Below are 13,477 nucleotides of genomic sequence, written 5' to 3' on the forward strand. Positions count from 1 at the left end.
CTTCGCCCCTCGGACTTACTGACCCGCTCGCTCACGCTCGTTCGCAACGCCCGATCGACGTCCTCACGACAATCTCGAGGCGTTCGTCGACAGTCGGTTGGCCAGCAGCGTTTCCCCGGCCAGCAGCAGTCCGCCCGCCACCAGCAGGTACCACCACAACCGCTGCGCCTGCGCCTGCGCCTCGGCGCTCGGCCGCGCCTCGCCGACGCCCGATGCCGATCCCGTCGCCCGGCCGGCAATCGCGGCCTGCAGCTCGCGCGGATCCATCGGCGTCAGATCCGACTCGCTCAGGTCGACGTTGCTCGCCAGCACCGTCGCCGAATCGGCGCCCGCCCCCTGTGTGCGGACGTCGTAGAACCCCTGCTCGCCAAGCTCCAGCGCGCCATCCTCCGTCTCGACCGAGACGCGCGCCCCGGAAGGGGCCACCGCGACGGTTCCGCCCCGCGAGGTCGATGCGGCGCGAAGCCCGGCGCGGCGCGGCGCCGGAATGACCTGTCCCACCGTCAATGATGCGGGTGCTTCGGAGTAATCCGCCAGGTATTTCGTCAGCGTCTGGACGAAGGGCAGGAACACCGCCTTGACCGGCATGTCGTTCCAGCTCAGGTCGAGCGTCGACGTCCAGACCAGCACGCGGCCGGCTCCCACCTTTCGCTCGAGGAGCGCCGCGGTGCCGTCGTCGAATCGCGCCAGCACCTGGCCGGCCGGCTGCCCGGTGGCGCGATACCCGTAGAATCGCGCGGCTGAGAAATCGCCGCTCCGCGGCGCGCGGAACAGTTCGAACACGGGATGGCTGAACTCGAGCGCGCCCAACCGGGAGGGAACCGACGTGGTGCGATCGACGACATCGCCGAGCAGCGCCGGGACGACCGCACCGGCGTGCGCCGGCCAGGTCGCGTGCGGCCCGGCGGCAATCAGCAGCCCGCCACCGGCCGAGACGAAGCGTCCGAGCCGGTCGGCCAGCTCGTCGCTCACCTGCACGTCGTTCAGGACGATCACCTGCGCCGTCCGCGTGTCGGCGTCCGAGAATGTCGCCGGCGTCCGCGGCGTCAGCTCCAGACGCGGCGCCTCGCCGATCGCGAGCGCGCGGGTCAGGTACAGCGCTTCCCCTTCCGCGCCCGCCCGATCGACGACCACCACGTGGACCGGCTCGGACGGCGACACCACGAAATGGAAGACGTTGTCGCGGTCGAGCGCGTCATGCGGCAGCCTGACCGTCGCGCGCATGTTGCGGGAGGCGACCGTGAAGGGCGCGAAGGTCACGCTCGCCGATCCGTTGGCCGCCGCACTGACCGGCAGCGACTGGATGGCGTTGCCGTCCACCTCGAGCGTCAGGTTCACATTCGAGATCGGTTTGGAGCTGTGGTTGACCAGTCCGGCCGTCACCGCGACGCGATCGTGATTCTCGAATCGCGTACGCTGCAGCGAAACCGGCGTCACCGCCAGGTTCGCGGTCTCACCCGACGCGACGTTGACGATGGTCAGCTCGGTCCGGTCGGGCAGCTTCAGGTCGTCGCGGCCGGGGGACTGCTCCCACCCGCGGCGCTGGAAATCGCTGACCAGGACGACCTCGCGGCGCGGCAGCGGCGACTCGCTCAGCAGGCTGCCGGCCAGCTTCAGCGCCGGCGCGTAGCGCGTCGCCCCGGCGCCGACCTTGCCAGCGGCGACGGCCGCGGCCAGCCGTCCCTGGTCGGCCGCCGAGCGCACCGCCACGTCGGCGCCCGTCGCGAAGAACACGAGCGACGCCTTGTCGCCGGTCGCCAGCCTGGCCACCGCGTCGCGCGCGGCCGCCTGCGCCTTCTGCCAGCGATCGCCGTAGCCCATGCTGTAGGAGGCGTCGACGAGGATCACCATCTCCCGCGCACCGTTCTGAGCCGCGGCGGCGAGGGTGTCGCGGCGGAAGAACGGCCGCGCGAACGCTAGCACGATCAGCGCCAGCGCGGCGAGCCGCATCAACAGCAGCACCACGTCGCGGATGCGGCGGCGCCGCACCGACTGGTACGGGATGCGTCGCAGGAACATCAGCGACGGGAACTCGACGACGCGCTTGCGCTCGCGCTGAATGAGGTGCACGAAGACCGGCACAGCGAGGGCGCCGAGTCCGAGCAGGACGAGGGGGGTTACGAAGCCCATGGATCAGTGCCGATTGCCGACCCGTCAGTGGCCATTCATCGCACCCGCGTCAGCTGCTCGCGCATCGACAAGTACGAGAAGAGCGCGTGGTCCAGTGGCGACGCGGTGCTCAGGAGCGCGTAGTCGATCCGCAGTTCCGAGAACTTGGAGCGCAGCGTCTCCGAGTGCTCGCGCACCAGCGCGCGGTATTGCTCGGCGAGCGCCTCCGGCACCACCGGAATCTGTTCACCGCTCTCCAGATCTTCGAACGCCGACGCGTCGTCGTAGGTGAACTCGATCTCGGCCGGATCGAGCAGGTGGAAGACGATGATGTCGTGGCCGCGGAAGCGCAGCGGCGCGATCGCGTCGAGCACCGCCTGCGGTTCCTCGTAGAAGTCGGATACGACGACCAGCAGGCCCCGCCGCGCGAAATGCTCGGCCAGCTTCCGCATCGACGGCGCCAGCCGGCCCGGGCGCGCCGGCCGCAGGCGATTGAGCACGTGCAGCGTCGTCTCCATGTGCTTCGCCGACGGCGGCACGAACTCCACCACGTCGTCGTCGAAGGCGGCAAACCCCACCCGATCGCGCTGGCGGTGCACCATGTAGGTCAGGCAGCCGGCGAGCATCTGTCCGTACTCGAACTTGGTGACGCCGCGGCTGCCGAACCCCATCGACTTCGACACGTCGAGCAGCACGGCGAAGTTGGCGTTGGTGTCGGCCTCGTACTCCTTGATGTAGAAGCGGTCGGTACGGCCGAACAGCTTCCAGTCGACGCGGCGGATGTCGTCGCCCGGCGTGTAGCCGCGATGCTCGGCGAAGTCGACCGACGCGCCGAAGTACGGCGACCGGTGCAGGCCGTTGATGAAGCCGTCGACGACCGAGCGCGACACCAGCTCCAGGTTGCCGATCCTGGCGAGAACCGCCGGGTCGACGAACCTCGTCCCCGACAACCCGCCGCGCTGAACGTCGTTCCGCACCATTCCGGCCCCTGCCCCTACATGCCGCTGCGCGGCATCGGCACCGCTTCGAGCAGCTTGTCGATGAGGGCGTCGCTGGTGACACCTTCCGACTGCGCGTGGAAGTTGGTGAGCACGCGGTGGCGCAGCACCGGGTGTGCGAGCGCGCGCACGTCCTCGAAGCTGACGTGATAGCGGCCGGCGGTCAGCGCCCGCGCCTTGCCGCCGAGCACCAGGTGCTGCGCCGCGCGAACGCTGGCGCCGAAGGCGGCCCACTTCCGGATCGCCTCGGGCGCGCTCGGGGACTTCGGCCGGCTCGCGCGGACGATCTCGAGCGCGTACTTCACCACCGGGTCGGCGGCGGGCACGCGGCGGGTCAGCCGCTGGAACGCGACCAGATCCTGTCCGTTCACCGAGCGCTCGAACGTCACGTCGCGCAGCGAGGTCGTCGAACGGACGACCTCGAACTCCTCCTCCATCGGCGGGTGATCGATCACGGTCATGAACATGAAGCGATCGAGCTGCGCTTCCGGCAGCGGATACGTACCCTCCAGTTCGATCGGGTTCTGCGTCGCGAAGACGTAGAACGGCTCGTCGAGCTGGTAGGTGCGCCCCTGGATCGTGACCCGGTGCTCCTGCATCGCCTCGAGCAGCGCCGACTGCGTCTTGGGCGGCGTCCGGTTGATCTCGTCAGCCAATACGATGTTGGCAAAGATCGGCCCCGGCGAGAAGACCATCTGTCGGCGGCCGGTCGCCGGGTCCTCCTGAATCAGATCCGTGCCGGTGATGTCGGACGGCATCAGATCGGGCGTGAACTGGATGCGCGCGAACTTCAGCTCGAGCACGCGCGCCAGGGTATGGACGAGCAGCGTCTTGGCCAGTCCCGGCACGCCGACGATGAGGCTGTTGCCGCCGGTGAAGAGCGTCAGCAGCACCTCGTTGACCACCTCTTCCTGGCCGACGATCGCCTTGCGCAGTTCGGTCACGATGCGCTCGCGGCCGGATTTCATCCGGTCCGCAAGGGCGACGTCGTCCGGCGAATCGAGATCAACGCTGTTGGTCACCAGAGCCACGTATCCTCCGTCCTGTCCGGAACACTGGCGGCGGGGTCGTCGAGGGTACGACCAGCCACCCTCGACAGCCCGCTCGCCAATCTCCTCAGTGTGTCATCCCGTCAATGAATCGTTGATGTCTTACTCGTACGTCTCGTTGTCGAGGGTCATTTACCCTTGCCCTCTGCTTCGCGAATCTGGCGCGACTTCAGCGCCAGGTCGGTGGCCAGCTTCTCCAGCTCGGAGGCATACTTGGCGGGATCCATCCCGCTCTTGAGCAGCTTCAGCGCGTCGATACGGCGCTCCAGATCCTGACGCTCGAGATAGAGCGCGCGCAGCTTCTCGTCGGTCGGAAGCGACGGCTGGTGCAACGCGCCCAGGCTCAGCACCGCTGCACGGGCGCCCTCCTTGCCGTCGCGCGAGGGCTCGAGTGTGCCTTCCTTGTCGCCGTTATCGTCGAGCAGCGGGTGCTCGGTCGGCAGCAGCCCCTCGCGTTGAAAACTCGCCGCGACCGCTTTGCGCGCGTAGTCGAACGCCTCGAGGATCGACACCTTCCCGTCATGATCGGCGTCGGCGGCCTCGGTCGAGAACGCCTCGACGAACGGACCGCCGAAGAGCGTCGCGTACATCTCGCCGCCGGTCCGCGTCGCCGTGACGATCACCCGCCCGGGCCCCGACAGGGCCTCGATGAACGGCGAGCTCGCACTCGTCGTGTCGACGAAGATCAGCCGCTTCGACTTCAGTTTGCTCAGCGGTACGGCGAAGTCCTCGGGAGTCATGTCGGGTCCCGGCAGGTTGAACTTGGCGATCTTGTTCGCATAGGTGCCGAAGCCGAAGAGGACGATCGCCACCGTGTCGTCCTCGCCCGCCGTCGCCGCCAGCGTGCCCAACGCCTTGATGACGGCGTCGCGCGTCGCCTGCCGATCCGACAGCAGCGTCACGTGATCCTTCGGGATGCCGAGCTTCTCGGTCGCGGCAGCCGACAGCGTCGCGCCCCACTTGGCGAACAGCTCGCCGTGCTCGGGGTCGCCCGGCAACCCGACGACGATCAGCAAATGCGTCGACTGCGCGAACGCCGATGTCACGGGTGCGAGAACGAGCACGATGGCGCAGACGACGGACCTGAACGTCCGCCGTAGACGGATCCGCAGCACCCGGCCCGCGCCTCGCATCTCGCGGCTCACGCCAGCCTCCAATACCGCCGCAGCCCCCACTCGGCGCAGAGCACGACCATCAGCGTGAAGAGCAGCGCCGGCATGTGCCACAGATCCCGCTCCTCCACCGCGGTCACGCCGCGGCCGGAATACTTGAGATCCTCAGGCAGCGAGCCGACGTTGTCCGAGTGATAGAAGCGGCCCCCGGTCTCCTGGGCGATCCGCTGCAGCAGCGGCGCGTGCATGGCGGCATCGAAGTACTCGGCGTCGTCGGGCGCGGTGCGGACGTGCGTCACGGCGGTGCCGGCCGGCTTGCCGTCGCGCGTCGCCTCGACCTTCGCTTCGTACCAGCCGGTCTCCGAAGTCGACAGGGTGCCGCGGTACTGTCCGTTTCGTTCGCCGGTCCACTGGAGCGGCACCGAGCTGATTTGCCCTGACGGCGAGGTCACGTGCGCGACGACGCTCGCGTCGTTGAGCTCGAGAAACCGGTCGTCGACGACGTCGGCAGTGAGCGTCACCGGCTGTCCGGGTTCGACGCGGTCGGCCAGGGGACGAGTCTCGACGATGTCGGGGACGCCGTCGACCAGCCAGCGCAGCAGCTGGCGCCAGAAGTTCTCGTGCGTCTGATCCTCGACGCTCATCGACGCGTCCATCTGCCACAGCCACGAGTCCTGCACCGGAAAAGCGATCGACTTGCCGCGGCCGTACCGCTGAAAGGCGAGCACGATACGGTCACGATGGTGATCGTCGGTGCCCGAAAGCAGCGCGGTCGCGCCGGGCTTGACGGTGTCGATGAGGTTCACCGTGGACAGCGACGGCATGGTCTTCCATCGCTCGGCCGAGGCCTCCTCGGTGTCGCCGAGCTGGGTGACCGCATGCGCTTCGCCGGCGCGGGTCGGGCGCACCTTGACGCGCGTGAAGCCGCTGCCCGACTTGCCGATGACGACCGGCAGCGCTTCGGCGACGGGCGTGCCTGCATAGCCTCCCTCGGCGAACGACCGCTGGCCGCCGAGCACCAGCAGTCCGCCGCCGCGCACGTCGACGAAATCGGCAATCATGTGCAGCTGGTCGGCGGTGAACGCGCTCGCCTCGACGCTGCCGAGCACGATGCCGCGGTACTTGAACAGCTCCTCGCGCGTCTTGGGAAAGCCGGCGGCCAGCTCGACGCCGGCGGCGTCGATGTCGAGGCGCAGGTACTTGTTGTCGGCCGTGCGCTGCAGCGTCACCAGCTCGAGGTTCGGATCGTCGGCAATCGCCTGACGCGCGAACTTCATCTCGAACCGCGGCTCCCCTTCGTAATACAGGATCCGCTCGCGGCGATCGCGGACGTCGATCTGCACGTCGCGTTCGTTGTTCTGGGTAACCACCTCGCCGGGCTGCGGCGCCACCTTCAAACGGAAGACGCGCGGCCCCGCCTCGGTCGCCGTGAAGCGGACGCGCACCGACACCGGATCGCCGTCGGCGGGCAGCCGCACCGGCTGGCTGCCGACCATACGGCCGCCGTCCTCGACGTCGAGCGTGACGGTCTGGCCCGCATACCCGGTCTGGGTGACCACCGCGTCGACGAGCAGCGACGTCCCCTTGAGCGCGGTGCGCGGCGTCGACACGCGGCCGACCTGGATGTCCTTTGCCAGCTTCTCCTTGCCGACGCCGACGGTAAACACTGGCAGCTGCTCCGCCTTCGACGCGAGCAGCGCGTCGGTGACGGTCGCGTCAGTGGTGTCGGCGCCGTCGGTGACGAGCACCAGCCCCGCGACCGGCAAGCCGGCGAGCTCCTGCCGCGCGCTCTCGATCGCATTCGCCACGCGCGTCTGCGTGCCGCTGAAGGTCAGCTCGCCCGGTGCGGTCAGCCGCGAGGTCGAGGACGAGAAGCGAAAGGTACGAACCAGGAAGCGATCCGAGAGCGCTTTCATGACCGCGCTGTCGGGATTGGCGAACGTCCGCCGGATCACGTCGGCCCGCGGGCCGTTCTCGTCGGTCAGCTGCATGCTGCGCGAATCGTCGATCAGGATGCCGACGACGTTCTGCTGGGTGACCGCGGCCTTGACGACGAGGACCGGCCGGAAGACGCAGAACAGGATCACGGCAAGCGCGACGAGCCGCAGCAGGGCCAGCGTCGCGCGCTCCCTCCATTGCACCCGCGTGCGCAGAATGCGATAGCTGACGAACGCCACCGCCACAGCGGCGAGGACGACCGCCGCAGCGACCGGCGTGCCGGCCGGCGGGGCGAAACGGAAGTCCCCCTGACGGAAAACGGCTGGCCGGTACTCGAACAGGAATTGGAATAGCGATTCGAGCACGGTAGTGAGGCGATTCTATAGTGCTAAGACGACCCGCGGGGGAGTTCGGCTTACTCAGCCGCGCCATTATTTCGTCACACGATTGGGCCAGGCCCGTCGGCGGTGCGCGCCGGCCACCGGTTCCTCGCGCTATCATGCGCCGATGGGAGGAGCGTGGATGAGGCAGTTGTGGGCGGTGGGGATGGCGGCCGGTCTGGCGACGGCTGGGCTGACGGCACAGGATGATGCGTTGACGGCGAAGGCGCGGGCGATTCACGAGCGGGTGATGACGCTCGACACGCACAATGACATCAACCCGTCCAATTTCACCAGCACGTGCAACTACACGATGGACCTGGGCAACCAGGTCAACCTGCCCAAGATGATCAAGGGGGGCCTCGACGCCTCCTTTTTCATCGTCTATGTCGGCCAGGATACCGGCCCGGACGCGTTCACGCCGGCGGGCTACGATCGCGCCTACAAGTCGGCGATCGAGAAATTCGACGCGATCCACCGCCTCAGCGAACAGATTGCCCCGGACAAGATCGGCCTCGCGCTGACCGCCGCCGACGCGCGCCGGATCCACGCGTCGGGCCGCAAGGTCGCGTTCATCGGCGTCGAGAACGGCTACCCGATCGGCGAGGACCTCAGCCGCATCAAGGAATTCTACGATCGCGGCGCGCGCTACCTGTCCCTGGCGCACAACGGTCACAGTCAACTGTCGGACTCGAATACCGGCGAGGTCGAGGGCTGGAAGTGGCACGGCCTCTCGCCGCTCGGGAAGCAGGCCATCGCCGAGATGAACAAGGTCGGCATCATGATCGACGTCTCGCACCCGTCGAAGGAGTCGATGATGCAGGCGATCCAGTTGAGCAAGGCGCCGATCATCGCGTCGCACTCGGCGATGCGCGCGCTGGCCGACGTCAGCCGCAATCTCGACGACGAGCAGCTCGCCGCGCTCAAGAAGAACGGCGGCGTCGTGCAGGTGGTGGCGTTCGCGTCGTACGTGAAGACCGACTCACCCGAACGCAAGGCGGCGCTCGACGCGCTGCGCAAGGAGTTCAACCTGCCGCCAGGAACGAATCTCGGCGGCGGAGGCGGTCGCGGCGCGCGCGGCGGCAACGCCATTGCGGCGCCCAACCCCTGTGCGACGGGCGGTGAACGCGGCGCGGGCCGCGCGGATGCGCCGGCTGCCGGCGCCCGCGGCGGCGGTCAGGGCCGGGGACGCGGCGGCGCGCTGGCCGCGCTCGGCGACGACCAGCGGACCGACCTGCAGAAAAAGCTGGAGGCGCTCAACGCGAGGATCCCACCGCCGACGCGCGCCTCGGTCAAGGATTTCGTCGACCACATCGACTACGCCGTCAAGAAGGTCGGCATCGATCACGTCGGCATCTCGTCCGACTTCGACGGCGGCGGCGGGGTGGACGGCTGGAACGGCGCCGACGAGACCTTCAACGTCACGCTTGAACTGGTCAAGCGCGGTTACAGCGAAGATCAGATCGCCAGAATCTGGAGCGGCAATCTGCTCCGGGTGATGGACGAAGTGCAGGCAGCCGCGCGCAAGCTTCGCTGAAACGCAGGCGGCGGCGGAACTGGCGCGGGGCGTTTCGCGTATTTTGACTACAATGCAGTCATATGCCTGACGTCTATCTGGGCGAGCTCGAACAGATTGTGCTGCTGGCGGTGCTCCGGCTCGGCGACCAGGCGTATGCCGTTCCTATCCTCGATCAAATCGAGCGGCAGGCGGGTCGGCGGGTCGCGCGCGGCGCGCTCTACACGGCGCTCGATCGGCTCGAATCGAAAGGCTGCCTGCGGTCGCGGCTCGGCGAACCCCTGGCCGAGCGCGGCGGCCGCGCCCGGCGGTATTTCACCGTCACGCCGTCCGCCGTCCGCGCACTCAGGGAATCCCGGCTCGCGCTGCAGCGCCTCTGGAACGGCCTGGAGTCGATTCTGTGAGCCACCTTCGCTCGCGCGGCGCGCGCGGGCCTCGATCTCCGAGGCTGACCGACTGGCTGCTCGCGCTCACCGTCCCGAGCGCAGACGAGCGCGACATGATCCTCGGCGACCTCGAGGAGGAATGCGCGACGCGCGGCCCGACCTGGTGCTGGCGGCAGGCCGCCGGCATCGCGGCCCATGCGGCATTTCGCCGCGCCCCGACCCGAGACCGTCCCACCCGCGCTGGAGACCGACTGATGACCACCCTTCTGAACGACATCCGCTACGGCTGGCGCGGCCTGCGCAAGCGGCCGCTGCTCACCCTCACCGTTGCCGGCACGCTGGCGCTCGGCCTGGGCGCCAACGCCGCGATCTTCAACGTGATCGATCGCCTGGTGCTGCGGCCATTCCCGTTCGCTGATCCCGACCGGGTCGTGATGGTCAGTGAAACCGGGCCCGGGCTCGACTTCAAGAAGGAGACGACGTCGCCCGCCAACTTCCTCGACTGGCGCGCGCAAGCCGATTCCCTGACCGCGCTCACCGCCATGGCCTGGTGGGACGCCAACCTGCTCGAGAAGAACGACCCGGAGCGTGTCCAGGGGTACCTGGTTTCGGCCGACTACTTCGACGCGCTCGGCGTGCATCCGGCGCTCGGACGCGGCTTCGTCAAGGACGACGAAACCTTCGGCCGCCACTACGTCGTCGTGCTGAGCGACGCCTTGTGGAAGCGGCGGTTCGACGGCGATCCGTCAATCGTCGGACGCAGCATCACAATCGACGGCCAGCCCTACACCGTGATCGGCATCGCGCCGCCGCGCTTCCAGTTCCCTGATGGCTCGTCGCTGTGGGCGCCGCTCGCGTTCGATCCGAAGACGGCGCCGCGGCGCGACGCGCGATTCCTCACCGTGGTCGGCCACCTCGCGCCGGGCCGGACGTTCGAAGAGGCAACGTCGCAGATGAACGTGCTCGCGGTCCGTCTCGCACAGCAGTATCCCGACGCCAATCGCGATCACGGCGTGCACGTCTACACGCTGTCGCAGGGCATGCTCGACGAAGGAACCGGATCGATTCTCTCGATGTGGCAGGCGTCGGCGTTCGTCGTGCTGCTCATCGCCTGCGCCAACATCGCCAACCTGCTGCTGGCGCGCGCCGCCGAGCGCCGCCGTGACGTCGCCGTCCGCCTCGCGCTGGGCGCCAGCCGCGGCCGCATCGTCCGCGAACTCCTGACCGAGAGCGTGCTCCTCGCCTGCGTGGCCGTCCCGCCGGCGATGGGCTTCGCATGGGCGGGGCTGTACCTGATGCGCATCGCGATGCCGGCGAACATCATCCGGTTCGTGCCGGGCTTCGAATCGCTGGGCCCCGACTTCCGGCTGCTCGCCTTTACGCTGGCGCTGGCGTTCCTGACCGCCTGCATTTTCGGGATCCTGCCGGCGTTCCAGGCGGCGCGGTCGCGCGTCGCCGAAACGCTGAAGGAGGGCGGCCGCAGCGCCACCGGCCGTCAGTTCCTGCGACGCGCCATCGTGGTTGCCGAGATCGCGATCGCGCTGCCGCTGCTGGTGACGGCGGGGCTCGGCGTGCTCGGCACGAACCGGTTCCTCAACGGCCCGCAGGGTTATGACCCCGATGGTCTCTTGACGATGAAGCTGGTCCTGCCCGAGCGCAAGTATCCCGACGACGCGACGCGGCGGCGTTTCATCGAGCGCGCCGTCCAGGAAGTGTCGACGGTGGCGGGCGTCGAACGGGCGTCGATCGCGAACAACCTGCCGGCGACAGGCGGCAACTCGTCCCGGACGATCGAGATCGACGGCCATCCCCCGGCGGATCCGAAGAACCCGCCGTCGGCCGACAACCGCCTCGTCACTTCCGGCTACCTCGGTGTGATGCGAATCCCCATCCAGCGCGGGCGCGGCGTGACTGACGCGGATCGCGAGGACACCGCACCGGTCGTGGTCGTCAGCGAGTCGATGGCGCGCAAGTACTGGCCGGATGAGGATCCCATCGGCCGACGCGTCAAGATCGGCGGCAAGGACTGGGTGACCGTGGTCGGCATCTGCGGCGACGTCATTCAGGACTGGTTCATGCGCCGCAACGCGCCGACGATCTACCGGCCGATCGCGCAGGCGCCGTCCGATTATTTTGGCGTCGTGGTGCGCACGGCGGGCGATCCGACGAGCGCCGCGGCCGGCGTCCGCGCCGCGCTGCTCCGCGTCGATCCCGACCAGCCCGTGTTCGACATGATGACGATGCGGCGGCAGCTGCACGAGCGGACGATCGGCCTCCAGTACCTCGCGTCGATCATGGCCACCTTCGCGATCCTCGCGCTGATTCTGGCGGCGGTCGGGCTTTATGCCGTGATCGCCTATTTCGTGGCGCAGCGCCGTCACGAGATCGGGCTGCGGATGGCGCTCGGCGCCACCGGCGGCGACGTCGTGCGGCTGACGATCGGGCAGGCGTTCAGGCTCACGGTGGTCGGGACGGCGATCGGATTCGCATTGTCGCTGGCGTTGGCGCGGGTCATGGAAACGGCGCTGCTGGGCATCGCGACGAGCGACGCGAAGGTCTTCGCGGCGTTTGCGGGCGTGCTCATGGCGGCGGCGCTGCTGGCGGGCTACATTCCCGCGCGGCGGGCGGCGGCTATCGACCCGATGGTCGCGCTGCGCGCGGAATAAAGGCGCGAGGGGAGGGCGTCAGCGGATGTCGGTCGCGAGGCCCCGGATCAGCCGCAGGAGCATGTCGACGGCGACGGGGTTGTGTCCCCCCTGCGGAATGATGATGTCGGCGTAGCGCTTGCTGGGCTCGACGAACTCGAGATGCATCGGCTTGACGGTGCCGAGGTATTGGTCGATGACCGACTCCACCGTCCGGCCGCGCTCGGCGATATCGCGGCGCAAGCGGCGGATGAATCGTGTGTCGTCGTCGGTATCGACGAACACCTTCACGTCCATCAGCTTTCGCAACTCCGGATCCGTGTAAATCAGAATCCCTTCGACGATCATCGCGCGTGCCGGCGCGATTGTCTCCGTCTCGTCTTTACGCGCATGACGGGCGAAATCGTAGACCGGCACCTGCACGACCCGTCCGGCTCGAAGCTCGTTGACGTCACGGACGAGCAGATCGGTCTCGAGTGAATCGGGGTGGTCGTAGTTCAGCGCGGCGCGCTCTTCGAGGCGGAGGTCGTTACGGTCGCGGTAGTAGCGATCGTGCTCGAGCACGGGCACCCGGGCATCGCCCAGCGCGTCGAGAATCTTGCGAACGACGGTCGTCTTGCCCGAGCCCGAGCCTCCGGCGACGCCGATGACGAGCGGATGCACGGCTGAAGTGTATCCCGCCCGACACCAGCCACCCCCTGTCGCTTCGCTACTTCACCGGATGCACCTCGTTGAGCATGACCGGCTCGTTCGTGAAGTTCTCGAGCTCGACGTTGCCGCTCTCGGTCGCGGTGACCTTGGTGTAGATCGACGCCCATCCTTTGCCGAGGCCGTTCTTGTCGAGCTGCAGCTCGATGACCGTGAATGGGTAGTCCACGGTCCGGGGATGGTTGGCCGCTTCCCAGGACCCGATGTAGCGATCGGTGCCGAGGACGATCCGCCGGCCGCCTTCCGGCTGCGGAATCTGCCGCGCGAAGTGCAGATCGTAGCGCAGCGAGCCTGGCGTGTTGATGAAGCCGACGACCGGCATCTTCTGCAACGCCTCGAGCAGCGCATCCTGTCCCTTGCTGCGCAGGATCTCGATCAAGCCGGTGCGATCGGCGTCGGTCGACCAGCGGTTGATGGTGATATCGACCTGCGCCGTGCCCGCCCGCGGCGTCATGGTGCTCGTATCGACGGCGAACGCGGTGAACTTCTCCGGCTGCGCCATGTTGGACTGTGCCGCCATCGGAACGGTGACAATGGCCGCCAGACACGCGGCTGCGAAACTCTTCAGCATGGATCCGACCTCCGATTCTGGAGACGACATTGCAATTCATCCGCCAGCGGCGCGGCGTCGGAAAA

The 13,477-nt window shown here is 68.2% G+C and carries 10 protein-coding genes; 3 read left to right on the plus strand and 7 right to left on the minus strand.

Annotated elements, in window-relative coordinates; all coding sequences use genetic code 11:
* Positions 1 to 63: 63 nt before the first annotated feature.
* The 5 genes from VGI12_19005 to VGI12_19025 all read right to left on the minus strand — a co-directional run bounded on the left by VGI12_19005 (position 64) and on the right by VGI12_19025 (position 7,571).
* Complete coding sequence (locus tag VGI12_19005) at positions 64 to 2,130, minus strand: BatA domain-containing protein (GenBank protein ID HEY2434769.1); 2,067 nt, start codon at positions 2,128 to 2,130, stop codon at positions 64 to 66.
* 35 nt (positions 2,131 to 2,165) lie between these two features.
* Positions 2,166 to 3,086 (minus strand): DUF58 domain-containing protein, encoded by a 921-nt coding sequence (locus VGI12_19010; GenBank protein ID HEY2434770.1) that lies wholly within the window; start codon positions 3,084 to 3,086, stop codon positions 2,166 to 2,168.
* 17 nt (positions 3,087 to 3,103) lie between these two features.
* Positions 3,104 to 4,129 (minus strand): AAA family ATPase, encoded by a 1,026-nt coding sequence (locus VGI12_19015; protein ID HEY2434771.1) that lies wholly within the window; start codon positions 4,127 to 4,129, stop codon positions 3,104 to 3,106.
* Between the two features lie 155 nt (positions 4,130 to 4,284).
* On the minus strand, positions 4,285 to 5,301 hold the full coding sequence (locus VGI12_19020) for a hypothetical protein (protein HEY2434772.1): 1,017 nt from the start codon (positions 5,299 to 5,301) through the stop codon (positions 4,285 to 4,287).
* Complete coding sequence (locus tag VGI12_19025; protein ID HEY2434773.1) at positions 5,298 to 7,571, minus strand: glutamine amidotransferase; 2,274 nt, start codon at positions 7,569 to 7,571, stop codon at positions 5,298 to 5,300. Before VGI12_19025 ends, VGI12_19020 begins: the two co-directional genes overlap by 4 nt.
* A 157-nt stretch (positions 7,572 to 7,728) precedes the next feature.
* Between VGI12_19025 and VGI12_19030 the strand changes: the two genes are divergently transcribed.
* The 3 genes from VGI12_19030 (at position 7,729) to VGI12_19040 (ending at position 12,154) form a co-directional block, all read left to right on the plus strand.
* Positions 7,729 to 9,123, plus strand: a complete 1,395-nt coding sequence (locus VGI12_19030) for a membrane dipeptidase (GenBank protein HEY2434774.1) — start codon at positions 7,729 to 7,731, stop codon at positions 9,121 to 9,123.
* A gap of 62 nt (positions 9,124 to 9,185) precedes the next feature.
* A complete protein-coding gene (locus VGI12_19035; protein ID HEY2434775.1) occupies positions 9,186 to 9,506 on the plus strand; it encodes a helix-turn-helix transcriptional regulator in 321 nt (106 codons plus the stop codon).
* Positions 9,507 to 9,742: 236 nt separating this feature from the next.
* Positions 9,743 to 12,154 carry an ABC transporter permease gene (locus VGI12_19040; GenBank protein ID HEY2434776.1) on the plus strand — a complete coding sequence of 804 codons (2,412 nt, stop codon included), beginning with the start codon at positions 9,743 to 9,745 and terminating at the stop codon, positions 12,152 to 12,154.
* Between the two features lie 18 nt (positions 12,155 to 12,172).
* On the opposite strand, the gene udk is transcribed toward VGI12_19040, so the two are convergent.
* Complete coding sequence (gene udk, locus VGI12_19045) at positions 12,173 to 12,796, minus strand: uridine kinase (GenBank protein ID HEY2434777.1); 624 nt, start codon at positions 12,794 to 12,796, stop codon at positions 12,173 to 12,175.
* Positions 12,797 to 12,842: 46 nt separating this feature from the next.
* Positions 12,843 to 13,412, minus strand: a complete 570-nt coding sequence (locus VGI12_19050; GenBank protein ID HEY2434778.1) for a hypothetical protein — start codon at positions 13,410 to 13,412, stop codon at positions 12,843 to 12,845.
* Positions 13,413 to 13,477 lie beyond the last annotated feature (65 nt).

Source organism: Vicinamibacterales bacterium (genome assembly GCA_036496585.1).
GTDB lineage: Bacteria > Acidobacteriota > Vicinamibacteria > Vicinamibacterales > 2-12-FULL-66-21 > JAICSD01.